The sequence below is a fragment of the uncultured Methylibium sp. genome (genome assembly GCF_902826655.1).
Classification (GTDB): Bacteria; Pseudomonadota; Gammaproteobacteria; order Burkholderiales; family Burkholderiaceae_C; genus Methylibium.
The window spans coordinates 68,026-88,757 of record NZ_CADEFR010000008.1 but is presented as its reverse complement, the minus strand read 5'-3'; the positions used below and the strand labels follow the sequence as shown (position 1 = coordinate 88,757).

Genomic DNA, 20,732 nt, shown 5'->3' with positions numbered 1-20,732 from the left:
GCCTCAGTCGCCCGGCCGCCAGCGCTTCAGCAGCAGCGCATTGCCCAGCACGCTGACGCTGGACAGCGCCATCGCGGCGCCGGCCACCACCGGGTTCAGCAGCCCGAAGGCGGCGAGCGGGATGCCGACCACGTTGTAGACGAAGGCCCAGAACAGGTTCTGGTGGATCTTGCGCGTGGTGCGGCGCGAGATCGCGATCGCGTCGGCCACCAGCGCGGGCTCGCCGCGCATCAGCGTGATGCCGGCGGCGTGCATGGCGACGTCGGTGCCGCCTCCGTCCGGGTTGGCCATCGCGATGCCGACGTCGGCCGCGGCGAGCGCCGGCGCGTCGTTGAGCCCGTCGCCGACCATCGCGACCGGGCCGCCGGCGCCGTGACGCAGGCCGGCGATCACGGCGGCCTTGTCGGCCGGCAGCACCTCGGCACGCACGTCGGCGATGCCGAGCCGCGCGGCGATCGCGCCGGCCGCGCCGCGGTGGTCGCCGCTGACGAGCACGGTGCGCACGCCCAGCGCGTGCAGGCGGTCGACGGCGGCCCGCGCGTCGAGCTTGAGTTCGTCGCCGAAGGCCAGCAGGGCCAGCAGGCGCGGTGCGGCTCCACCGGTCTCGGCCAGCCACGAGATGCTGCGGCCCTGCTGCGCGTGCGCGTCGGCCTGCGGCTGCAGCGGTGCGAGGTCGACACCCAGCTCCTGCATCCAGCGCGTGCTGCCGAGCCGCAGCGCGCGCCCGTCGACCCGGCCCTGGACGCCGCGGCCGGCGACGGCCTGCACCTCGGTCGCGGGCGACAGGGCCAGACCCACGCCGGCCTGCCGCACGGCGCGCGCCAGCGGGTGCTCGCTGCCGGCCTGCAGCGCGGCGGCCAGCGCGAGGGCCTGGTCGCGCGTCGTCCCGGCGGCGGGCCGCAGTTCGGCCAGCGTCGGGCGGCCGACGGTCAAGGTGCCGGTCTTGTCGAAGGCAACGACGCGCAGAGCGTGCGCGGCCTCCAGCGCCGCCGCGTCCTTGACCAGGATGCCGTGGCGCGCGGCCACGCCGGTGCCGGCCATCAGCGCGGCGGGCGTGGCCAGTCCCAGCGCGCAGGGGCAGGCGATGACCAGCACCGCGACGGCGTTGAGCGTCGCCGCCGACCAGTCGCCCACCGCGAGGCCCCAGCCCAGCCAGGTGACGAAGGCGATCGCAACGACGACGGGCACGAAGACCGCGCTCACCTTGTCGACGGTCTGCTGGATCGGCGCCTTGGCGGCCTGTGCCGTCTCGACCAGGCGCACGATGCGCGCGAGCGTCGATTCGGCCCCGAGCGCGGTGGCGCGCACCTGCAGCAGGCCCTCGCCGTTGAGCGAGCCGCCGATGACGCGCTCGCCGACGCCGCGCGCGACCGGCAGGCTCTCGCCGGTGAGCAGCGATTCGTCGACATGGCTGGCGCCTTCGGCGATCGTGCCGTCGACCGGCAGGCGCTCGCCGGGGCGCACGATCACGACATCGCCGCGGGTCAGCTCACCGATCGGCAACGTGGACTCGACGCCGTCGCGCAGCACGCGCGCGGTCTCGGGCCGCAGCGCCTGCAGCGCGCGGATGGCCTCGGTGGTCTGGCGCCTGGCGCGCGCCTCCAGCCACTTGCCCAGCAGCACCAGCGTGATGACGGCCGCGGAGGCCTCGAAGTACAGGTGCGGCGCGCCCTCGTGGCCGGCATGCACGAACAGCAGCCAGACGCTCAGGCCGTAGGCGGCACTGGTGCCCAGCGCCACCAGCAGGTCCATGTTGCCGCTGCCGGCGCGCAGCGCAGCCCAGCCATGGCGGTAGAAGCGCGCGCCGGCCCAGAACTGAACGGGGGTGGCCAGCAGCCACTGCAGCCAGCCGGGCAGCATCCAGTGCGCACCCCACAGCAGCGCGACCATCGGCAGGGCCAGCGGCAGCGTCAGCAGGGCCGCCACCGCGACCGGCCAGCCCAGCGCTGCCTCGGACGGCGCGCGCGCGGCCGCGGGCGCGTCGGCGGCCTGCAGGTGGGCGGCGTAGCCGGCCGCCTGGACCGCGGCCTCCAGGTCGCTGGGCAGCGTGCCCGGGGCCGCCTGGACGCTGGCCGTCTCGGTGGCCAGGTTCACCGCGGCGTCGGTCACGCCCGGCACCTTCTTCAGCGCCTTCTCGACGCGCAGCACGCAGGAGGCGCAGGTCATGCCCTCGATGGCCAGGGTCAGCGGGGCAGCGGCGAGGGTGTTCATGGCGGGCAGTCTCGACCTTGCCATCATGTCAAAGTCAAGGCCCCGGGGCTTGACCCTGAGCAAGGCAGGGCGTGCTTGACCTTGCCACCATGGCAGGGACGATGCTGCGTGCATCCATGCATTCCACGGAGATTCCGATGCTCGAGTTCGAGATCCCGGCCATGAGCTGCGGCCACTGCGTCCAGGCGATCACCCGCACCATCGCCGCGCTCGACCCGGCGGCCAAGGTGCAGGCCGAGTTGCCGACGCACCGCGTGCGCGTCGAGACGACGATGCCGCGCGCCCAGGTCGAGCGAGCGCTGCGCGAGGCGGACTATCCGCCGACGCCGGTGTTGTGAATCCAGGGGGAGTGAAGCTGCTGCGAGGGGTGGCGCGCCCGGCTGGGATCGAACCAGCAACCCCTGCCTTCGGAGGGCAGTACTCTATCCATTGAGCTACGGACGCAGCGCTCTGATTCTATCAGCGGGGTCCCGTGTGCAGCCCCATGTGCAGGCGTTTGCGAGTGGGTCGCAGGGGGGCGGCTCATATAATCGCGCGCCCTTGACGGCGGCCGCTCGACGCAGCGGCCGCGCCCCGCACCGATAGCCCGAGGACCCCATGAGCGACGCGCACCACGACGACCACTACGAGGCCAACCACGAAGGCCCGATCCGCACACCGAAGCAGCTGATCGTCGCGGTGATCCTGGCCTTCGTGGTGCCGATCACGATCATCGTGCTGCTGGCCGGCTACGTGTCGTCCAGCACCAAGCCCTCGGCCGGCAGCGACGGCCTCGGCCCGCAGGCCACGGCGGCGCGCATCGCGCCGGTCGGCCAGGTGACGGTGAAGGATGCTTCGGACACCAGCGCGCTCAAGAGCGGCACCGAGGTCTACACGGCCGTCTGCGCCGCCTGCCATGCGGCCGGCGTGGCCAACGCACCCAAGCTCGGCGACGCCGCGGCCTGGGGCCCGCGCATCGCGACCGGCTACGAGACGCTGCTGACGTCCGCGCTCAAGGGCAAGGGCGCGATGGGTGCGCAGGGCGGCGGCGACTTCAGCGACGTGGAGATCGCGCGTGCGGTCGTTCACATGGCCAATGCCGGCGGTGCGAAGTTCGAGGAACCCAAGGTCGCGGCGACGCCGGCCAGCGCGCCGCAGTAAGCGCCCCGCACCATCGACACGAGCCGGTCCGCGCGACCGGCTTTTTCTTGCGCGCGGCTCGGCGCGGCTTGCGCTCAGGCCAGGTCGCGCTGCGGGCTGAGCCGGTAGCCGAAGCGGCGCGGCAGCTCGGCGAAGGCGATCTCGGCGGGCTGCCACAGGCCCTCCGTCACCGCGTCGGCGGCAGCGTCCATGTCCAGCGATCGCAGCAGGCCGAAGCCGGCCGCGGTGTCGAGGAAGAGCCGGCCGTGCTCGTCGACCCAGGCGCTGCGGACCGCGCCGGCGTCGCCGTCGACGTGCGTGCGCACCGCGTAGCCGTCGGCGCCGTGCTGCACGCCCAGCACCAGCGGCGCCGCCTCGAGCTCGACGTAGACGCGCTGCGGGCCGTTCTGGAAGAACCAGGCACCGTCCGCGTCGGCCTCGTAGTTGCGGGCGATGAAGTCGCACAGCTTGCGGTGCAGCAGCCGGCTGCCCTTGACCTGCGGAAAGGGGCCGGCGGCCTGCACGCGGTCGTCACGCATGTACCAGTCGCCGCGCGCATCGAGGCCGAGCCAGCCGTGGCAGGCCGGCACCTGCGGCCACTTCTTCAGCGCGGCACGGACGATCTCATCCATGCGGGCATTGTGAGCTTGCGGGCCGGCCGAAGCTCAGACGCCGGCGGCGGCGCGCATCCAGGACATCACGGCCTGCGGCAGGCCCAGCACCTCGCCGGGGAAACCGCCGCCCGGGAAGCCGACATGCCCACCGTGCGCCGGTTGCCACAGCGTGACGTGGCGGCCGACCTCGTGCACGCCCGGCAGGCAGGCGGCCGGCACGAAGGGGTCGTTGCGCGCATTGAGCACCAGCGCCGGGATGCGGATGCGCGCGAGATGCGGCTTGGCCGAGCCGCGCGCCCAGTAGTCGTCGGTACCGGCAAATCCGTGCAGCGGACCGGTGAAGACATCGTCGAACTCGTAGAGGTCGCGCGCGGCGACGAGCCGCTCGCGGTCGAAGAGCCCGGGGTGCTGGCGCAGCTTCGCCAGGGCCTTGGGCTTCATCGAGCGCAGGAACATGCGGTTGTAGACCTGCCGGTTGAAGCCGCGGCAGATGGCCCGGCCGCCGGCGGCCAGGTCGATGGGCGACGAGATCGCGCACACCGCGCGGGCCGTCGCCGCGGCGCTGGTCTCGGCCTCCTCGGCCCAGCGCAGCAGCGCGTTGCCGCCGAGCGAGACGCCGGCCGCGAGCAGCGGTGCGCCGTGCTGCGCACGCAGGCGATCGAGGATCCAGCCGATCTCCTCGTGATCGCCCGAGTGGTAGGCGCGCGGCCCGAGGTTGAGCTCCCCGGAGCAGCCGCGAAAGTGCGGCAGCGCGAAGCGCCAGCCCTGCGCACGCGCCCAGTCGGCGAAGGCCTGCGCGTAGTGGCTGCCCGACGAGCCCTCGAGGCCGTGGAACAGCACCAGCAGCGGAGCTGCCGGCGGCGCATCGAGAAAGTCGACGTCGATGAAGTCGGCGTCCGGCGTCGTCCAGCGCTCGCGCCGGAACGCCAGCGGCGGCCCGGCGCGGCGGCGCGAGAACAGCGCCGGCCAGATGGTCTGCGCGTTGCCGCCGGGCAGCCACCACGGGGCGGCCCACTGCGCGGCGTTCGGCGTCACGGGTTCGAGGACGGCCGACATCCGCACCGCGTTCAGTGCAGCGTGGCGGGCGCTTCGGAGATCTCCTGCAACTCGCGCGCCATGCCCGGGCTCGCGTGGTGCAGCACCATGCGCCAGCCCTGCGGCGTCAGGATGTAGACGTTGGTGACGATGGCGTAGGCCTTCTGCGGTCCTTCGTCGCCCATCACCTGCACCTGCTCGAGCACGTGATGGATCGCGCTGGCATGCGTGTGCAGGCGGCGGACCTTCTCGGGCTGCACGTCGATCGCGCCGTTGGAGAAGATGGCCTCGAAGGCAGCGCGGATCGCGCCGGCACCGACCATGCGCGGCCCGCCGGGGTGCACGCAGGCGATGTCCTCGTCGTCGGACCAGACGGCCATCAGCTTGTCGATGTCGGCCTGCTGCAAGGCCTCGTAGAACTGCGCCTCGATGTCGTCGGGCGAAGAGGGTGGGGCCTTGGGCTTGGGCGACATGCGGATGCGGGGCGGTCTTCGACAGCCGGTGGATTGTAAGGAGCGTGCCCTCGGCGCGACGCAGGATCGCGGGCTTGCATCGCACGCGACCCTATCGCTCACTAGAATCCGCAACCCATGGCCACCTCGCCCCAGGACTGGACCGAACGCAGCCGCGAACTCGCCGCGGTGCTGTCGCGTGTGGCACTCGGCGATCGTGCGGCATTTGCCACGCTCTACCAGCGCACCAGCTCGCATCTGCTGGGCGTCGTGCTGCGTATCCAGAAAGACCGGGCCCAGGCCGAGGACGTGCTGCAGGAGGTCTACGTGAACGTCTGGCGCGCCGCGCAGGGCTTCGATGCCACGCTGAGCCAGCCTCTCACTTGGCTGACCAGCATTGCCCGCAACCGGGCGATCGACAGCCTGCGCCGGCGCCAGAGCGAGCCGCAGACCGTCAGCACCTCGGTGGGCCTGGGCGACGACGACGAACACGACATGCTGCAGGACTTCGCTTCCCCCGATGCCGGCCCGCTCGACCTGCTGGGCCAGGCCGCGGATGCGCGCGCGCTTCAGGGCTGCATGAAGGCCCTGAGCGGCGAGCAGCAGCAGAGTCTCGCGCTGGCCTTCTACCAGGGCCTGTCGCACGCCGAGGTGGCCGACCACCTGAAGCAGCCGCTCGGCACCGTGAAGAGCTGGGTGCGGCGGGCATTGATCTCGCTGAGGGGCTGCCTGGAGCGGGCCCACGGCACCGCAACCTGAAGCATGGACTACGGCCGCCCTTCCCTCGTCGACCGCCTGGCGGCCGAGCACGTGCTCGGCACGCTGCGCGGACCGGCGCGGCGCCGCTTCGAGTCGCTGCTGCCGGCCCACCCGGCCCTGCGCGCCGCCGTGGCGGCCTGGCAGGCGCGGCTGATCCCGCTGAGTGCGGCAGTGACGCCGGTGCAGCCGTCGGCCACGGTGTGGTCGCGGGTCGAGCAACGGCTGTTCGCCAGCGCAGCCGCGCCGCTGCGCTGGTGGCAGAAGCTGGGTCTGTGGCAGGGCGTGTCGGCGTTCGCGACGGTGGCGGCGCTGGCTTTCGGCCTGGTGCTGTCGCAGCCGCAACCGGTCCAGCCGCCGATCGTGATCGTGATCGCCCCCAACCCCGAAGCCGCCGGCGTGCTGCAGGCCGGCTTCGCGGCCGGCCTCACGCGCGACGGCCGGGCGCTGGTGCTGCAGCCGATCCAGGCGGTCGCGCCCGGTGCGGGACGCGCCTTCGAGCTGTGGGCGGTGCCGCCGCAGGGGGCGCCGCGCTCGCTGGGCCTGGTCTCCGGCCAGCAGGCGACCACGGTGCAGCGCGCGCTGCTGCTGAAGGACACCGCGGCCTTCGCGGTGAGCCTCGAGCCGAGCGGCGGCTCGCCGACCGGCGCGCCGACCGGGCCGATCCTGTCGGTCGGCAAGCTGCAGATCTGATCTCGATCGGCGTGCCTCCAGGGGTGCATCCGCGCGGGCGGTCCGTCCCGTAGTGGATGGCAGAAGGCATGGGCCTTCGCGCAAGTCATCCAAGGAGAACTCGCTATGCACACCCCCCTGACGCTGGGCACCGCTGCCCTGGCCCTGGGCCTCGCCGCCTGCAGCGGCATGCCGACGGCATCGATGAAGGTCGACAACGCCGCCCTGCCCGAAGCCGTGCGCGTCCCGGCCGGCGAAAGCCAGAAGCTGTGGACCACCACCGACGCCGGCCAGATCACCTACGAATGCCGCGACAAGAAGGACATGGCCGGCCAGCACGAATGGGTCTTCGTCGGCCCGGTCGCGAAGCTCAAGGACGCGAGCGGCAAGGAGGTCGGCAGCTACTTCGGTCCGCCGGCCACCTGGGTCTCCAGCGACGGTTCGCGCGTCGTCGGCAAGCAGGTCGCGGTGGCGCCCAACGCGGGCACGCCGGGCAGCATTCCGCTGCAACTGGTGAAGGCCGACCCGGCGACCGGCAACGGCGTGATGCAGGGCGTGAGCTACATCCAGCGCCTGAAGACCGTCGGCGGTGTCGCACCCGCCCAGGCCTGCGCCGAGGCCAACAAGGGCGAGAAGAAGATCGTCAGCTACGCCGCCGACTACGTGTTCTACGGTCGCTGATCGACGTCCGACCCCGGCCCGGGTCTCAGATCGCGGCAGGCGTCTCGCTGGCCGCCTTCGCGAGCGCGTCGCCTAGCGCGGCGTCGACGCGCTCGGGCCGGATGTCGACCAGGCAGCGCAGATGGCCGTAGCGACAGTCGCGCTCGAAGCAGGGCTGGCAGTCCAGCTCGGCCTCGCCCCGCATCGTCTTGAGCCACAGCACGCGCGCGCGCGGATTGAGCGGCGGCGTGTGCTGCGGACTGGTGGATCCGAACACGGCCGCCTGCGGCTTGCCGAAGGCGGCCGCCACGTGCATGAGGCCGGAATCGTTGCTGACCACGCCGCGTGCCGCAGCGATCAGCGCCATCGCGTCGTCGAGCGAGGTGCGGCCCGCCAGCACGCGGCAGGCGCCGGGCGCCAGGGCGGCGATCTCCTCGCAGATCGGCGCCTCCTTGGCCGAACCGAGCAAGAGCACCGGCAGCCCATGGAGTTCCTGGAGCTGCCGCGCCAGCGCGGCGTAGTGCGGCGCCGGCCAGCGCTTGGCCGCGCCGTACTCGGCGCCGGGGGCGAACACCCAGTAGCTGCCGGGTTCGAGGTCCAGACGACCGAGCGCCGTCGTGATGGCCGACGCCGCCATCTGCAGCCGGGGCCGTGCGCCGGCCGGCAGCCCACCGGCCAGGGCGCCGTAGAAGTCCACCATCGGCGGCTTGCCGACCGGGTTGGCGGTGCGCTCGTTCAGCAGCACGAAGCGGCCCTCGCCCTGGTAGCCGACCCGGCGCGGCACGCGCGCGAGCCACGGCACCAGCGCGGACTTCAGCGAGTTCGGCAGCACGTAGGCCGCGTCGAAGCGATCCTTCAACGTGCGGGCGAGCGCGCGGCGAGCCGCCCAGTCGAGCTTGCCATGCGCGAAAGGCACGTCGATCACGGCGCCGACCTGCGGCATCGCGCGCAGCACCGGGGCCACCCACGGCAGGGCCGCGACCGTGAGCTGCTCGCCGCGTGCGGCCAGCGCCGCCAGCAGGGGCTCGGCCATCACGGCATCGCCGATCCATTGCGGCGCGATGACGAGCGAGCGGGTCATCGCAGCGACGCGGCCGGGCGGGGGCGTCAGCGCAGGCGCATCAATGCGCGTGCAGCTTCTCGCCGGCCTGGAGGCGATAGACCGTGCCGCAGTACGGGCACTTGCCCTCGCCATCGGCGACGGCGATGAAGACGCGCGGGTGGTTGCTCCACAGCGGCATCTTCGGGTTCGGGCAGAACACCACGCCCGGACCTTGCAGGTCCGCGGCAGTGACCTCGACGACGGCCTTGGGTTCGTTCATGGCGCTCAGACCGCGGTCAGCCATTCGGCGTACTTGGGGTTGCGGCCGTTGACGATGTCGAAGAAGGCCGACTGGATCTTCTCGGTGATCGGGCCGCGTGTGCCCACGTAGGAGCCGGCGCCCAGCTCGATGCGGTCCAGCTCGCGGATCGGCGTCACTTCCGCAGCCGTGCCGGTGAAGAAGGCCTCGTCGCAGATGTAGACCTCGTCGCGGGTGATGCGCTTCTCGACCAGCTTGAGGCCCAGGTCCTGGCAGATCGCGAACACGGTGTTGCGCGTGATGCCGTTCAGCGCGCCGGCCGACAGGTCGGGGGTGTAGACCACGCCGTTCTTGATGACGAACAGGTTCTCGCCCGCGCCTTCGGAGACGAAACCCGATGCGTCCAGCAGCAGGGCCTCGTCGTAGCCGTCGTCGGTGGCTTCCATGTTGGCGAGGATGGAATTGGTGTAGTTGCTGACCGCCTTGGCCTGCGTCATCGTGATGTTGACGTGGTGGCGGGTGTAGCTGCTGGTCTTGACGCGGATGCCGCGCTTCAGGCCCTCTTCGCCGAGGTAGGCGCCCCAGGCCCAGGCCGCGACCATCAGGTGGATGGTGTTGCCCTTGGGGCTGACCCCCAGCTTCTGGTCGCCGATCCAGGTCAGCGGACGCAGGTAGCAGCTCTCCAGCTGGTTGGCCCTGACCACCGCGCGCTGGGCGTCCATCACCTGCTCCAGCGAGAAGGGAATCTTCATGCGCAGGATCTTGGCGCTGTTGAACAGGCGCTCGGTGTGCTCGCGCAAGCGGAAGATCGCCGTGCCCTTGACCGTGTTGTAAGCGCGCACTCCCTCGAAGGCGCCACAGCCGTAGTGCAGCGTATGGCTCAGCACGTGGATCTTGGCGTCGCGCCAGTCGACGAGCTCGCCGTCCATCCAGATCTTGCCGTCACGGTCGGACATCGACATCGCAGTTCCCCGGTTCGAAAGAGCGCAAATTCTACGAGTCCGCGGACTGTGGCCTGCCGGTCACAGCCTGCCCGTCGGCGCCCCCCGGATCGCGGGGGTTGGACCCCGATGGGGGATTGCTGCGGCGCATGGCGGCGCATAAGTTCACCTCCTCCGCAGCCACCCGTGCTGCTGGATGCCAGTCCGACCGGACGCTCCTTCTCGCCCATGAAGCCTCTGCCCAAGATCCTGCTGAGCCTGCTGTCGAACCTGCTGTTCGTCGGCCTGGTTCAGGCGCAACCCGAAGCCGCGGCCCCGACGCCGTCCTGGATGGGCGTCGACAGCTTCGCTGGTACGGCCGAGCTCCGCTCCGCGACGCCGACCGATGTCGATGCCGGCCGTTCGCCCTTCTCGACAACGACCCCGGTCTCTGCGGATGCGATGGGCTCCTTCCGGATGCTCAGTCTCCAGGGCGCCGCGGTCCTCCCTGGCGACGACGCGAGCGAGGGTGTCGCCTTCGAGGCCAGCACGTCACCCGTGCCGGAACTGCACACCTACGCCCTGATCCTCGCCGGGCTGGGCGTGGTCGGCTTCATGGCACGGCGCCGCAGCGGACAGTAGCGCGAGTCGCCTCCACTCAAGCCGTCCGCGAAGGGCCCTCATCGGGTCCTTCGTTCGTTTCAGGGCGCTGCAAGTCCCAGGACTGCAGACGCGCGCCGCCGAAGATCGCGACGACCGCACTGCCACCGGCATCCGTCCAGCGGTAGTGCTCCCCGGCGACCCCGCTCACCGGCTCGCCCAGGCTGCCCGCCAGCGGCAGCACGTCGACCATCGTCATGCCGGGTCGCAAGCGGGCCGCCAGCATCACGGCGCTCGGCACGCTGCCCTTGGGTGCCGTCGCGGCGCGCCGCATCGCACGCATCGCGCGGCTGAAGTCGAGCAGCAGCCAGAACACGATCACGGTCCCGGCCAGCGCGACACCCGGCCAGCCATACGACGCGTGACCCGCGCCGATCGCCGCCACCGCCAGCACCCAGGCGATCCAGCCGCGGCTCATGCCGGTGCGGCCCCTGCCTGCGTGGCGCGCGCCTCGCGCCCGGTCCGCCCGACGCGGCCGGTCCGCAGGGCATCGGCCCAGTCGCCGCGCGCGTTGCGCTCGGCCTGCCGCGCCGCAGCTTCCCAGTCGTAGGCGGTGGCCATCAGCGCCACGTTCCAGTCGGCACCGGGTCGCGGGCGCTCGATCAGCGCCCAGCGTGCATGCGGGCTGCCGATCTCGACCCAGTGCTCCGCCGGCTGGTCGTCGTCGTAGGCCTGCAGCCCGACGCTGCCCGGGTTGACGACGAGCATCCCGCCCGCCAGCCGCAGCGCACGCGGTACATGGCTGTGCCCACACAGCAGCAGGCCGGCGTCGACGCCGGCGCAGCGCGCCGTCACCTCGTCGAGGCTCGCCGCACGCACGCCGCGCGACCCCTCGATGCCGAAGCCGGCCGTCACCGTCTCCAGCAGGTAGTGCAGGTCGCTCGCCGGCGTGCCGTGGCAACAGGCCACGTCGTCGGCAGGGCGGCATGCCGCCGGCAGGCCGCGCAGCCAGCCGCGCTCTGACTCGCCCAGCGCGGCTGCAGCGTGAGCGTCGCTCGCAGACTGCCGCTCGCGCGGCGTCGTCAGCAGCTGGCGCTCGTGGTTGCCGGCGATGGTCGGCAGGTCCAGCGCCATCAGCCGCTGCGCCGTCTCGCGCGGCCACAGCGGACCGCTGACGATGTCGCCGAGGTTGACGACGACGTCGGCACCCAGGCGCGCCACCTCGGCCAGCACGGCCTCCAGCGCCGGCAGGTTGCCGTGGATGTCGGACAGCGCGGCTACGCGCATGGCGATCCCGGCATCACAAGCCCCGCAGCAGCTCGACCGCCTGCTCGACCCGGTCGACCGCATGGATCGTCAGCCCTTCGATGGCCTTCCTCGGCGCATTGGCCTTGGGCACGACCGCGACGCTGAAGCCGAGCTTGGCCGCCTCCTTCAGGCGCTCCTGGCCGCGCGGCGCCGGCCGCACCTCGCCGGCCAGGCCGACCTCGCCGAAGGCGATGAAGCCGCGCGGCAGCGCCCGCGCGCGCAGCGAGCTCTGGATCGCCAGCATCACCGCCAGGTCGGCCGCCGGCTCGCTGATGTGCACGCCACCGACCGCGTTGACGAACACGTCCTGGTCCATGCAGGCGATGCCGGCATGGCGGTGCAGCACTGCCAGCAGCATCGCCAGCCGGTCGCGTTCGAGCCCGACCGACAAGCGTCGCGGGCTCGGCCCGCCGCTGTCGACCAGCGCCTGGACCTCGACCAGCAACGGCCGCGTGCCCTCGAGGGTGACCATCACGCAGGACCCCGGCACCGGCTCGGCATGCGTCGACAGGAAGATCGCGCTCGGATTGGCGACGCCCTTGAGGCCGCGTTCGGTCATCGCGAACACGCCGATCTCGTTGACGGCGCCGTAGCGGTTCTTGATCGCTCGCACGAGGCGGAAGCTCGAGTGCGTATCGCCCTCGAAATACAGCACCGTGTCGACGATGTGTTCCAGCACGCGCGGCCCGGCGATCGCGCCTTCCTTGGTGACGTGGCCGACCAGCACGATGGTCGTGCCGCTGGCCTTGGCGGTGCGCGTCAGCTGCGCCGCGCACTCGCGCACCTGGGCCACCGAGCCCGGCGCCGAAGTCAGCTGATCCGAGTAGAGCGTCTGGATCGAGTCGATCACGCAGAAGGCCGGACGCTCGGCGTCGAGCGTGGCCTGGATGCGCTCGAGCTGGATCTCCGCCAGCACCCGCACCCGCGCGCCCTCCAGCCCGAGCCGCCGCGCGCGCAAGGCGACCTGCGCGGCGCTCTCCTCGCCGGTCACGTACAGCACCGACAGGGTTGCCGACAGCGACTCGGCGGCCTGCAGCAGCAGCGTGCTCTTGCCGATGCCCGGGTCGCCGCCGATCAGCACCACGCCGCCGGCGACGATGCCGCCGCCCAGCACGCGGTCCAGTTCCTCGAGCCCGGTCGGCGTGCGCGCCACATCGGCGGCGTCGATCTCCGACAGCGTCGTCACCAGCTGGGTCTTTGCGAGCGACTGGAAGCGGTGGCGCGTGGCCGACGCGGCCTCGGCAACGCCCTCCTCCAGCGTGTTCCAGGCCCCGCAGGCCGGGCACTTGCCCAGCCACTTGGGACTGGTGCCGCCGCAGTCGCTGCAGGTGTAGACGGTCCTCTCTTTGGCCATGCGGAGATTGTGCGTGCTAGTCCCCGGTGACCTTGGCCCGGGCCCGCTTGACCTCGCCGCGTGCGCTCTTGCCTTCGAGCCGGCGCCGCTTGGCTCCGAGGCTGGGCTTCGTGGCAACGCGCTTGCGCGGCGGCGTCGCCACGCTCGCCACCAACTCCAGCAAGCGCTGCAGCCCGTCCTCGCGATTGCGCGCCTGCGTGCGCTGCTCCTGCGCCTTGATGACGATCACGCCTTCGTCGGTGAGGCGCTGGTCGCGCAGCGCCAGCAGCCGCGCCTTGTGGGCCTCGCCCAGCGACGAGGCCGGCACGTCGAAGCGCAGGTGCACGGCGCTCGACACCTTGTTGACGTTCTGCCCGCCGGCGCCCTGCGCGCGCACCGCGGTGAACTCGGACTCGCGCTCCAGCAGCGCGAGCAAGGCCTCGCGGTTCACGCCACGACGTCGATGACCGGCGCCGGCAGCTGCGGCAGGACCTCGCGCACGCGGCGGCACTGCTCGATGTGGCGGTCGCACAGGCGCTTGAACATCCAGCCCGACAGCGCGGCCGACGCCACCTGCCCCGCCACCGGCGCGAACTTGGCGGCCTGCTGTGCACTCAGCCTCAGGCCCAGCGCCCGCAGGGCCGCCAGCAGCGCCGCCTGGGTCACCAGCCGTCCGATGAGGTAGCTACCCATCTCGAGCGCTAGGTCGTCGACGCGCGTGCGCAACGCCGGCGGCAGCTTCTCGATCTGCTCGCGCGACAGGCCGTGCGCGAGGCTGATGCGTTCGATCGTGCCGGCCAGCAGTTGCGCGTTGACGAACAGGTCGACACCGGCCACCGGCAGCGCCGACACGCCGGCGGCCTTCAGCGCCTGCCGGCGCACCAGCCGCCGGCAGTGCCGCAGCAGCGCGTCATCGGGTGCGCGCGGTTCGCGCGACCCGGCCAGCACGCTCAGCTCCCCGACGAGGAACTGCCGCCGGCCACCTTGCTGTACACGAACAGCAGCACGATGGCACCGACCACCGAGCCGATGAAGCCGGCCGGCTGCCCGACCGCGTACAGGCCCAGCGCCTGGCCGGCGTAGCCGGCCGCGAAGGAACCGGCGATGCCCAGCAGGCAGGTCATGATCCAGCCCATCTTCTGCTCGCCCGGCAGCAGGAAGCGCGCGATCGCGCCGACGATCAGTCCGATGACGATGGTGGCGATGATGCCCATGCAAAGCTCCTAGCGGGATGGTGGAGGGGACGGCCGATCATAGACATCCGGACCGCCGCGGTGATGAAGCTCATCGAGCCGCCGGCGCGGCGTCGGCCAGCCGGACCGGCACCCGCGGCGCCAGCGCGCACATCAACTCGTAGCCGATGGTGCCGGCCGCGTGCGCCACGTCGTCGATCGGCAGCGTGCTGCCCTGCGGGCCGTGGCCCCACAGCGTGACCTCGGCCCCGACCTCGGCGTCCGGCAGCGCGCTCAGGTCCACGGCCAGCATGTCCATCGAGACGCGGCCGACCAGCCGCGTGCGCCGACCGTTCACCAGCACCGGCGTGCTGCGCTCCGCCAGCCCCGGCGCGTGGCGCGGGTAGCCGTCGGCATAGCCGCAGGCGACGATGCCGATGCGCATCGGGCCGGTCGCGGTGTAGGTGCTGCCGTAGCCGACGCAGTCGCCGGCCGCCAGCTGCTGCGTCGCGATCAGCCTTGAGCGCAGCGTCATCGTCGGCCGCAGGTCCCAGTGCGCGACGTCGTGCGACGGGAAGTCGGGCGCCGACCCGTACAGCATGATGCCGGCGCGCACCCAGTCGGCCCGCACCTGCGCATCGGCGGCATGGCGCAGGGTCGCGGCGCTGTTGCTCAGGCAGCGTTCGCCCGGCAGGTCGCGCGTCGCCTCGACGAAGGTCTGCAGCTGGCGCGCGATCCCGCGCTCGCCGTCCGCGTCGGCGAAGTGCGTCATCAGCGCGATCTCGTCGACCTGCGGCAGCGCGTCCAGCCGCGCCCAGGCACCGCGGTAGGCGGTCGGCGTGAAGCCGAGCCGGTTCATGCCGCTGTTCATCTTGAGGAAGACGCGGTGCGGCGCCTGCGTCTTGTGCATCGCCAGCCAGTCGATCTGCGCGACGTGGTGCACCACGTGCCACAGGTTCAGGCGCGAGCACAGTTCCAGGTCGCGCGGCTCGAACGCGCCCTCGAGCAGCAGGATCGGGCCGCGCCAGCCGAGCTCGCGCAGCAGCTGCGCCTCGGCGAGGTCGAGCAGCGCGAAGCCGTCCGCGCCGCGCAGCGCCTCGTAGGCGCGCGCGATGCCATGGCCGTAGGCGGCGGCCTTGACCACCGCCCACACGCGCGCATCGGGCGCGGCAGCGCGCGCACGCGCGAGGTTGTGCGTCAGGGCGTCGGCGTGGACCAGCGCTTCGATCGGGCGAGGCATGGCGCGAGTTTGCCTGCCGCCGCGCGCACCGCAAGGCTCGCCCTCGCGATTTCATCGAGGATCAGCGCCACTGATCCCTGGGGGCGCGCCACGGTGTCCCGAGAGACCCCCATGCTATAACCCGCGCCGCAGAGGAGACCGCATCGATCCACCGCCGCACGACGGCGGCGCAGCCGACACGCGATGAAAAAAGGTTTCTACACCATCATGTCGGCGCAGTTCTTCAGCTCGCTGGCCGACAACGCCCTGTTCGTCGCTGCGGTCGAGCTGCTCCGGACCTCCGGCGAGCCCGAATGGCAACGCGCCGCGCTGGTGCCGATGTTCGCGCTGTTCTACGTGGTGCTCGCACCCTTCGTCGGCGCCTTCGCCGACGCCGTGCCCAAGGGCAAGGTGATGTTCGTCTCGAACACCATCAAGGTGGTCGGCTGCCTGATGATGCTTTTCGGCACCCACCCGCTGCTGGCCTATGCGCTGGTCGGCCTGGGCGCCGCGGCCTACTCGCCCGCCAAGTACGGCATCCTCACCGAGCTGCTGCCGCCCTCGCAGCTGGTCAAGGCCAACGGCTGGATCGAGGGCCTGACGATCGGCTCGATCATCCTCGGCGTGCTGCTCGGCGGCCAGCTGGTCGGTCGCGCGATCGCACCCGCGCTGCTGTCGATCGACCTGCCGATGATCAACACCGGCATCGACACCGCCCCCGAGGCGGCGATCGCCGCCATCACCTCGCTGTACGTCGTCGCGGCGCTGTTCAACCTCTACATCCCGCGCACCGACGCGCCGCTGCAGCCGCTGTCGCTGAGCGTCGCCTACTTGGTGCGCGACTTCTCGGCCTGCAACGCGCGCCTGTGGAACGACAAGCTCGGCCAGATCTCGCTGGCCACGACCACGCTGTTCTGGGGCGTCAGCGGCAACCTGCGCTACATCGTGCTGGCGTGGTCGGCGGCCGCGCTCGGCTACAGCACGACCCAGGCCTCGACGCTGGTGGGCGTGGTCGCGATCGGCACCGCGGTCGGCGCGGTGCTGGCCTCGCGCATGCGGCTCGACCAGGCCACGTCCGTGATCCCGCTCGGCATCGCGATGGGCATCCTGGTCATCGGCATGAACTTCATCTCCAACGTCTGGGTCGCGGCGCCCTTCCTGATGATCCTCGGCGGGCTCGGCGGCTTCCTCGTCGTGCCGATGAACGCGCTGCTGCAGCACCGCGGCCACAACCTGATGGGCGCGGGCCGCTCGATCGCGGTGCAGAACTTCAACGAGCAGGCCTGCATCCTCGGCCTCGGCGCCTTCTACACGGGCATGACGCGCTTCGGCCTGTCGGCCTTCGGCGCGATCACGATCTTCGGCCTGGTGGTCGCGGGCGTGATGTGGCTGATCCGGCGCTGGCACCGCGACAACACCGTGCGCCACAAGGACGAGGTCGACCACCTGCTGGCCATCGCGCGCAGCGACCGCCACTGAGCGCCCGGCCCGCGATCCATGCACGGTGACTCCGCCGCCGGCCGCGCCGGCCTGCCCGCGCCCGGATCGACGCTCGCCCTGCTGGCCCTGGTGCTGAACGCCTTCGTCTGGGGCGTCTCCTGGTGGCCGCTGCGGCACCTGCAGGGCATGGGCCTGCATCCGCTGTGGTCCACGGCGCTGATCTACGCCGCCGCGGTCGTCGTCATCGTCTGGCGCTGGCCGCGAGCGGTCGGCCAGCTGCTGCGCACGCCGGTGCTGTGGATCCTGGTGCTGGCAGCCGGCGGCACGAATGCCGGCTTCAACTGGGCGGTCAGCATCGGCGACGTGGTGCGCGTGGTGCTGCTCTTCTATCTGATGCCGCTGTGGGCGGTGCTACTGGCGCGCTGGTTGCTGCACGAGCGATTGACGCGCTGGGCGGCATTGCGCGTGCTGCTGGCCCTGGCCGGTGCGGCCATCGTGCTCAAGCCGGCCGGCGCCGGCTGGCCCGTGCCGGCCAGCCTGCCCGACTGGCTGGGCATCGCCGGGGGCTTCTGCTTCGCGCTCAACAACGTGATGCTCAAGCGCGAATCCGCCCGCCCCCGCGAGGCGCGGGCGCTGGCGATGTTCCTGGGCGGCATGCTGGTGGCTGGCGCGCTGGCCCTGGTGCTGGGCCTGACCGGCGGCGTGGCGCCGCCGCCGGCGCCGCGACCCGACTGGCTGCTGCCGGCGCTGGCCCTGGCGGCCGCCTTCCTGGCTGCCAACCTGGCCCTGCAGTACGGCGCCTCCCACCTGCCGGCCAGCGTCACCGCCGTGGTCATGCTGGTCGAGGTGGTCTTCGCCGCCGGCTCAGCCGTGCTGCTGGGCGACCAGGAACTGACCGGCCAGGCACTGCTCGGCGGCGGCCTGATCCTGGGTGCCGCCCTCCTGTCGGCCCTGGAGCCAGACCGGCCGGCCTGAGGCCTGTTGTGCAGGCGCATCAGAAATGCGCCAGCGACGGTCCGAAGCGCTGGCGAGACAGTGGCGGCGGGGCCCCTTTCATTAAACTTCGATGACGCTTCGACCGGGTCCCCGTCTTCGATCAAGACGTCGGTCGCAGGCCTTCCCCCACTAAAGGAAAGACACGCTCATGAAGAAACTCGCTCTCGCCGCCGCGCTCGCCGCGGCCTTCACCGGCAGCGCCTTCGCGCAAAGCAGCGTCACGCTGTATGGTCGTATCAATACCTCCGCCGAAGTGCAGAAGGTAGGCAGCCAAGACGAGAAGTACGTGTTGCAGAACAACGCCTCCCGCTGGGGCCTGCGCGGCAGCGAGGATCTTGGCGGAGGTCTGAACGCATTCTTCGGTTTGGAATCTGGTTTCAGTTCCGACACCGGCGCCGGGGCCGGCGGCTTCAGCCGCGACGCCTACGTCGGGCTGAAGAGCGCTTCGCTCGGGCAGGTCAGGATGGGGCGCTTCTTCAGCGCGATCTACTACGCAACCGCCGACTACATCAGCAATCACAATCACGACACCGGGACGTCGTCAGACGTGCTGTATGCGTATCGGATCGACCTCACGAACGCGGTCCAGTACTCGACGCCCAGTTTTGGTGGCTTCGTCGGCACGGCGACCGTAGCCGCCGGTGAGGGTACGACTGACAAGACCTATGAGTTGGTCGGCAACTACTCCGCGGGGCCGCTCCACGTCGGTGGTGGCTATTCGGAAACCGAACGCCGCCTGACGCAGGCCAAGGACAAGAGCTTCTCCGTCAGCGGCTTCTACAGTTTCGGCGCGTTCTCGATCGGGGCGCTCTACGAGCGGGACGATTTCGAAACGCTGGCCGCAGGCGGCCAGCAGCTGGGCTCGCGCGACTATGGCCGGATTGCCGGTATCTATACGCTAGGTGCTGCCGAGTTCCATCTGAACTACGGTCAGGCGAAAGCCTGGGACGGTTTGCCCAACAGCGGGGCCAAGCAGTACACGGCCGGCATCAACTACAACCTGTCAAAGCGCACGAAGGTGTACGGCTTCTTCACCAAGATCGATGACGGCGCCGCGGGCTTCTACGGCGGCGACTTCCGCTCGCTGGCGGCTCTCGGCATTCGCCATAACTTCTGAGTCCGACGACACTGCGAACAAGCGGCCCCCGGGCCGCTTTTTTGTATCCTTGCGCCGCGTGGCGCCGCGTGGCGCCGCATCGACCCTCGCGCCCCGCCGCCCACCGGCCCCCACAAAGGAACCCGTCATGACCCAGCTCTCCACCCGCCCCTTCCTCCAGACCCTCGGCCTGCTCGGCGCCGGCCTGCTGCTGGCCGCTTGCGGCAAGAAGGAGGAGCCCGCGCCGGCCCCCGCCCCGGCCCCTGTCGCCTCGGCCCCCGCGCCGGCGCCCGCCAAGGTCTACGTGGTCGGCACCGATGCCGCCTACGCCCCCTTCGAGTCGCAGAACGAGAAGGGCGAGATCGTCGGCTTCAGCATGGACCTGCTGAACGCCGTCGCCGCCAAGGGCGGCTTCGAGATCAAGTTCGTCAACACGCCGTGGGAAGGCATCTTCAATTCGCTGGGCCAGGGTGACCGCGACCTGCTGATCTCGTCGATCACGATCACCGACGAGCGCAAGCAGACGATGGACTTCTCGGCGCCCTACTTCGACGCCTACCAGCTGATCGCCGTCAAGGCCACCAGCAAGGTCACGAAGTTCGACGACCTGAAGAAGCTCAAGGTCGGCGTGCAGACCGGCACCACCGGCGACGAGACCGTGACCAAGCTGCAGGGCAAGAACAGCACCAACGTCAAGCGCTTCGAGTCCACGCCGCTGGCGCTGAAGGAACTCGAGGCCGGCGGCGTCGACGCGGTCGTGGCCGACAACGGCGTGGTCGTGAACTACGTGACCAACAACCCGGCCGCCAAGTTCAAGACCGTCAGCGACAAGGCCTTCGCGCCCGAGCAGTACGGCATCGCCGTCAAGAAGGGCAACGCCGAGCTGCTGGACAAGGTCAACAAGGGCCTGGCCGCCGTCAAGGCCGACGGCGCCTACGACCAGATCTACGCCAAGACCTTCGGCGCCGCCCCGGCGCCGGCCGCCGCGGCGTCCAAGTAAGGCACTGACCGGCGCCGGGACGAACGATGGACCTGCGCTGGGAGATCCTGGCCGGCTACGGACCGCTGTTCGCGGCCGGCATCTGGATGACGATCCAGCTGACCATCGTCGCCATCGGGGCCGGGCTCGCGCTCGGCCTCGTGCTCGGCCTGGTCAGCAGTTCGCGCTTCGGTCCGCCGCCCCAATCGCCGGTGGCGGCGGCGCTGCTGAAGCTGGCGCAATGGGTGACCATCGCCTACGTCACCTTCTTCCGCGGCACGCCGCTGTTCGTGCAGATCCTGCTGGTGCACTTCGCGCTGATGCCGACGCTGGTGCATCCCGACCACGGCCTGCTGCTGGCCGGCGAGACGGCGCGCGAGTTCCGCCAGGAGTACGGCGCCTTCTTCTCCGGCGCGCTGGCGCTGACGCTCAATGCCGGCGCCTACATCTCCGAGATCTTCCGCGCCGGCATCCAGAGCATCCACCGCGGCCAGACCCAGGCCGCCTACAGCCTGGGCCTGACGCACGGCCAGAGCATGCGCCACGTGATCCTGCCGCAGGCCTTCCGGCGCATGGTGCCGCCGCTGGTCAACGAGGCCGTCACGCTGATCAAGGACTCCTCGCTGGTGTCGGCCATCGGCCTGGCCGAGCTGGCACTCGCGGCGCGCACGGTCGCCGGGGCCTATTCGCGCTACTGGGAGCCCTACCTGGCGATCTCGGTCGTCTACCTGGCGCTGACGCTGCTGCTGTCGACGCTGGCCAAGCGGCTCGAGTCGCCGGAGCACCAGCGGGGGCACTGAGTCGGCTTCAGTACGGGCCTCGAATCGCGCCCGCCGTTGCGCAGCAAGG

General features: G+C 71.3%; 25 protein-coding genes and 1 tRNA gene. 11 read left to right on the top strand and 15 right to left on the bottom strand.

The features are described from left to right. Positions 1-3: 3 nt before the first annotated feature. Positions 4-2,211 (bottom strand): heavy metal translocating P-type ATPase, encoded by a 2,208-nt coding sequence (locus tag QZV97_RS05920; RefSeq protein ID WP_295639979.1) that lies wholly within the window; start codon positions 2,209-2,211, stop codon positions 4-6. A 137-nt stretch (positions 2,212-2,348) separates the two neighbouring features. Here QZV97_RS05920 and QZV97_RS05915 point away from each other — a divergent pair, with 137 nt between their 5' ends. Continuing rightward, positions 2,349-2,549, top strand: coding sequence for a heavy-metal-associated domain-containing protein (locus tag QZV97_RS05915; RefSeq protein ID WP_295639976.1), 201 nt, complete (start codon positions 2,349-2,351; stop codon positions 2,547-2,549). Positions 2,550-2,579: 30 nt separating this feature from the next. On the opposite strand, the gene QZV97_RS05910 is transcribed toward QZV97_RS05915, so the two are convergent. After that, positions 2,580-2,655 (bottom strand) — tRNA-Arg (locus QZV97_RS05910). A 153-nt stretch (positions 2,656-2,808) separates the two neighbouring features. Between QZV97_RS05910 and QZV97_RS05905 the strand changes: the two genes are divergently transcribed. Next, positions 2,809-3,351 (top strand): c-type cytochrome, encoded by a 543-nt coding sequence (locus QZV97_RS05905; RefSeq protein WP_295639973.1) that lies wholly within the window; start codon positions 2,809-2,811, stop codon positions 3,349-3,351. A 74-nt stretch (positions 3,352-3,425) separates the two neighbouring features. Here QZV97_RS05905 and QZV97_RS05900 read toward each other — a convergent pair whose 3' ends face one another. From QZV97_RS05900 to QZV97_RS05890, 3 genes are read right to left on the bottom strand one after another with little or no spacing between them, the layout of a single operon-like run. Continuing rightward, complete coding sequence (locus QZV97_RS05900; protein ID WP_295639970.1) at positions 3,426-3,962, bottom strand: DUF2946 family protein; 537 nt, start codon at positions 3,960-3,962, stop codon at positions 3,426-3,428. A gap of 33 nt (positions 3,963-3,995) precedes the next feature. After that, positions 3,996-5,000, bottom strand: coding sequence for an alpha/beta fold hydrolase (locus QZV97_RS05895; protein ID WP_295639967.1), 1,005 nt, complete (start codon positions 4,998-5,000; stop codon positions 3,996-3,998). Between the two features lie 11 nt (positions 5,001-5,011). Then, the gene (locus QZV97_RS05890; protein ID WP_295639964.1) at positions 5,012-5,452 is read right to left on the bottom strand and encodes a nuclear transport factor 2 family protein; all 441 of its coding nucleotides are present in this window, start codon (positions 5,450-5,452) and stop codon (positions 5,012-5,014) included. Between the two features lie 117 nt (positions 5,453-5,569). On the opposite strand from QZV97_RS05890, the gene QZV97_RS05885 reads away from it, so the two are divergent. The 3 genes from QZV97_RS05885 (at position 5,570) to QZV97_RS05875 (ending at position 7,540) form a co-directional block, all read left to right on the top strand. Beyond that, on the top strand, positions 5,570-6,190 hold the full coding sequence (locus tag QZV97_RS05885) for a sigma-70 family RNA polymerase sigma factor (RefSeq protein ID WP_295639962.1): 621 nt from the start codon (positions 5,570-5,572) through the stop codon (positions 6,188-6,190). A 3-nt stretch (positions 6,191-6,193) separates the two neighbouring features. After that, complete coding sequence (locus QZV97_RS05880; protein WP_295639958.1) at positions 6,194-6,880, top strand: anti-sigma factor; 687 nt, start codon at positions 6,194-6,196, stop codon at positions 6,878-6,880. 105 nt (positions 6,881-6,985) lie between these two features. Continuing rightward, positions 6,986-7,540, top strand: a complete 555-nt coding sequence (locus tag QZV97_RS05875; RefSeq protein WP_295639955.1) for a DUF3455 domain-containing protein — start codon at positions 6,986-6,988, stop codon at positions 7,538-7,540. A gap of 25 nt (positions 7,541-7,565) precedes the next feature. Here QZV97_RS05875 and waaF read toward each other — a convergent pair whose 3' ends face one another. From waaF to QZV97_RS05860, 3 genes are read right to left on the bottom strand one after another with little or no spacing between them, the layout of a single operon-like run. Beyond that, positions 7,566-8,600, bottom strand: coding sequence for a lipopolysaccharide heptosyltransferase II (gene waaF, locus QZV97_RS05870; protein WP_295639951.1), 1,035 nt, complete (start codon positions 8,598-8,600; stop codon positions 7,566-7,568). A 40-nt stretch (positions 8,601-8,640) separates the two neighbouring features. Continuing rightward, positions 8,641-8,841 carry a zinc-finger domain-containing protein gene (locus tag QZV97_RS05865; RefSeq protein ID WP_295639949.1) on the bottom strand — a complete coding sequence of 67 codons (201 nt, stop codon included), beginning with the start codon at positions 8,839-8,841 and terminating at the stop codon, positions 8,641-8,643. A 5-nt stretch (positions 8,842-8,846) separates the two neighbouring features. Continuing rightward, positions 8,847-9,782 (bottom strand): branched-chain amino acid transaminase, encoded by a 936-nt coding sequence (locus tag QZV97_RS05860; RefSeq protein ID WP_295639945.1) that lies wholly within the window; start codon positions 9,780-9,782, stop codon positions 8,847-8,849. Positions 9,783-9,947: 165 nt separating this feature from the next. On the opposite strand from QZV97_RS05860, the gene QZV97_RS05855 reads away from it, so the two are divergent. Beyond that, a complete protein-coding gene (locus QZV97_RS05855) occupies positions 9,948-10,382 on the top strand; it encodes a PEP-CTERM sorting domain-containing protein (RefSeq protein ID WP_295639939.1) in 435 nt (144 codons plus the stop codon). Positions 10,383-10,398: 16 nt separating this feature from the next. Here QZV97_RS05855 and QZV97_RS05850 read toward each other — a convergent pair whose 3' ends face one another. The 7 genes from QZV97_RS05850 to alr all read right to left on the bottom strand — a co-directional run bounded on the left by QZV97_RS05850 (position 10,399) and on the right by alr (position 15,393). Next, on the bottom strand, positions 10,399-10,818 hold the full coding sequence (locus tag QZV97_RS05850) for a hypothetical protein (protein WP_295639936.1): 420 nt from the start codon (positions 10,816-10,818) through the stop codon (positions 10,399-10,401). Continuing rightward, a complete protein-coding gene (locus QZV97_RS05845) occupies positions 10,815-11,627 on the bottom strand; it encodes a metallophosphoesterase family protein (RefSeq protein ID WP_295639931.1) in 813 nt (270 codons plus the stop codon). The genes QZV97_RS05850 and QZV97_RS05845 overlap by 4 nt, the downstream gene beginning before the upstream one ends. Before the next feature lie 13 nt (positions 11,628-11,640). Beyond that, positions 11,641-13,002 carry a DNA repair protein RadA gene (gene radA, locus QZV97_RS05840; protein WP_295639928.1) on the bottom strand — a complete coding sequence of 454 codons (1,362 nt, stop codon included), beginning with the start codon at positions 13,000-13,002 and terminating at the stop codon, positions 11,641-11,643. A gap of 16 nt (positions 13,003-13,018) precedes the next feature. Further along, positions 13,019-13,432 (bottom strand): alternative ribosome rescue aminoacyl-tRNA hydrolase ArfB, encoded by a 414-nt coding sequence (arfB, locus tag QZV97_RS05835; RefSeq protein ID WP_295639925.1) that lies wholly within the window; start codon positions 13,430-13,432, stop codon positions 13,019-13,021. Next, on the bottom strand, positions 13,429-13,929 hold the full coding sequence (locus QZV97_RS05830; protein WP_295639922.1) for a hypothetical protein: 501 nt from the start codon (positions 13,927-13,929) through the stop codon (positions 13,429-13,431). The genes arfB and QZV97_RS05830 overlap by 4 nt, the downstream gene beginning before the upstream one ends. 2 nt (positions 13,930-13,931) lie before the next feature. Beyond that, positions 13,932-14,195, bottom strand: a complete 264-nt coding sequence (locus tag QZV97_RS05825) for a GlsB/YeaQ/YmgE family stress response membrane protein (RefSeq protein ID WP_295639919.1) — start codon at positions 14,193-14,195, stop codon at positions 13,932-13,934. 70 nt (positions 14,196-14,265) lie between these two features. Beyond that, on the bottom strand, positions 14,266-15,393 hold the full coding sequence (gene alr, locus QZV97_RS05820; protein ID WP_295639916.1) for an alanine racemase: 1,128 nt from the start codon (positions 15,391-15,393) through the stop codon (positions 14,266-14,268). A gap of 183 nt (positions 15,394-15,576) precedes the next feature. Here alr and lplT point away from each other — a divergent pair, with 183 nt between their 5' ends. The 5 genes from lplT (at position 15,577) to QZV97_RS05795 (ending at position 20,683) form a co-directional block, all read left to right on the top strand. Beyond that, on the top strand, positions 15,577-16,851 hold the full coding sequence (gene lplT, locus QZV97_RS05815; protein ID WP_295639913.1) for a lysophospholipid transporter LplT: 1,275 nt from the start codon (positions 15,577-15,579) through the stop codon (positions 16,849-16,851). 18 nt (positions 16,852-16,869) lie between these two features. Continuing rightward, positions 16,870-17,787 (top strand): DMT family transporter, encoded by a 918-nt coding sequence (locus QZV97_RS05810; protein WP_295639910.1) that lies wholly within the window; start codon positions 16,870-16,872, stop codon positions 17,785-17,787. Between the two features lie 169 nt (positions 17,788-17,956). Then, positions 17,957-18,925 (top strand): porin, encoded by a 969-nt coding sequence (locus QZV97_RS05805; protein WP_295639908.1) that lies wholly within the window; start codon positions 17,957-17,959, stop codon positions 18,923-18,925. Positions 18,926-19,052: 127 nt separating this feature from the next. Next, positions 19,053-19,904, top strand: a complete 852-nt coding sequence (locus QZV97_RS05800) for a basic amino acid ABC transporter substrate-binding protein (protein ID WP_295639905.1) — start codon at positions 19,053-19,055, stop codon at positions 19,902-19,904. Positions 19,905-19,930: 26 nt separating this feature from the next. Continuing rightward, complete coding sequence (locus QZV97_RS05795; protein WP_295639902.1) at positions 19,931-20,683, top strand: amino acid ABC transporter permease; 753 nt, start codon at positions 19,931-19,933, stop codon at positions 20,681-20,683. The last annotated feature ends 49 nt before the right edge of the window (positions 20,684-20,732 follow it).

What these genes read in the sequence shown, in the direction of transcription:
- QZV97_RS05920 (WP_295639979.1), bottom strand. Translation starts at nt 2,211, where the DNA reads ATGAACACCCTCGCCGCTGCCCCGCTGACCCTGGCCATCGAGGGCATG.
- QZV97_RS05915 (WP_295639976.1), top strand. Translation starts at nt 2,349, where the DNA reads ATGCTCGAGTTCGAGATCCCGGCCATGAGCTGCGGCCACTGCGTCCAG.
- QZV97_RS05905 (WP_295639973.1), top strand. Translation starts at nt 2,809, where the DNA reads ATGAGCGACGCGCACCACGACGACCACTACGAGGCCAACCACGAAGGC.
- QZV97_RS05900 (WP_295639970.1), bottom strand. Translation starts at nt 3,962, where the DNA reads ATGGATGAGATCGTCCGTGCCGCGCTGAAGAAGTGGCCGCAGGTGCCG.
- QZV97_RS05895 (WP_295639967.1), bottom strand. Translation starts at nt 5,000, where the DNA reads ATGTCGGCCGTCCTCGAACCCGTGACGCCGAACGCCGCGCAGTGGGCC.
- QZV97_RS05890 (WP_295639964.1), bottom strand. Translation starts at nt 5,452, where the DNA reads ATGTCGCCCAAGCCCAAGGCCCCACCCTCTTCGCCCGACGACATCGAG.
- QZV97_RS05885 (WP_295639962.1), top strand. Translation starts at nt 5,570, where the DNA reads ATGGCCACCTCGCCCCAGGACTGGACCGAACGCAGCCGCGAACTCGCC.
- QZV97_RS05880 (WP_295639958.1), top strand. Translation starts at nt 6,194, where the DNA reads ATGGACTACGGCCGCCCTTCCCTCGTCGACCGCCTGGCGGCCGAGCAC.
- QZV97_RS05875 (WP_295639955.1), top strand. Translation starts at nt 6,986, where the DNA reads ATGCACACCCCCCTGACGCTGGGCACCGCTGCCCTGGCCCTGGGCCTC.
- waaF (WP_295639951.1), bottom strand. Translation starts at nt 8,600, where the DNA reads ATGACCCGCTCGCTCGTCATCGCGCCGCAATGGATCGGCGATGCCGTG.
- QZV97_RS05865 (WP_295639949.1), bottom strand. Translation starts at nt 8,841, where the DNA reads ATGAACGAACCCAAGGCCGTCGTCGAGGTCACTGCCGCGGACCTGCAA.
- QZV97_RS05860 (WP_295639945.1), bottom strand. Translation starts at nt 9,782, where the DNA reads ATGTCGATGTCCGACCGTGACGGCAAGATCTGGATGGACGGCGAGCTC.
- QZV97_RS05850 (WP_295639936.1), bottom strand. Translation starts at nt 10,818, where the DNA reads ATGAGCCGCGGCTGGATCGCCTGGGTGCTGGCGGTGGCGGCGATCGGC.
- QZV97_RS05845 (WP_295639931.1), bottom strand. Translation starts at nt 11,627, where the DNA reads ATGCGCGTAGCCGCGCTGTCCGACATCCACGGCAACCTGCCGGCGCTG.
- radA (WP_295639928.1), bottom strand. Translation starts at nt 13,002, where the DNA reads ATGGCCAAAGAGAGGACCGTCTACACCTGCAGCGACTGCGGCGGCACC.
- QZV97_RS05825 (WP_295639919.1), bottom strand. Translation starts at nt 14,195, where the DNA reads ATGGGCATCATCGCCACCATCGTCATCGGACTGATCGTCGGCGCGATC.
- alr (WP_295639916.1), bottom strand. Translation starts at nt 15,393, where the DNA reads ATGCCTCGCCCGATCGAAGCGCTGGTCCACGCCGACGCCCTGACGCAC.
- lplT (WP_295639913.1), top strand. Translation starts at nt 15,577, where the DNA reads ATGAAAAAAGGTTTCTACACCATCATGTCGGCGCAGTTCTTCAGCTCG.
- QZV97_RS05810 (WP_295639910.1), top strand. Translation starts at nt 16,870, where the DNA reads ATGCACGGTGACTCCGCCGCCGGCCGCGCCGGCCTGCCCGCGCCCGGA.
- QZV97_RS05805 (WP_295639908.1), top strand. Translation starts at nt 17,957, where the DNA reads ATGAAGAAACTCGCTCTCGCCGCCGCGCTCGCCGCGGCCTTCACCGGC.
- QZV97_RS05800 (WP_295639905.1), top strand. Translation starts at nt 19,053, where the DNA reads ATGACCCAGCTCTCCACCCGCCCCTTCCTCCAGACCCTCGGCCTGCTC.
- QZV97_RS05795 (WP_295639902.1), top strand. Translation starts at nt 19,931, where the DNA reads ATGGACCTGCGCTGGGAGATCCTGGCCGGCTACGGACCGCTGTTCGCG.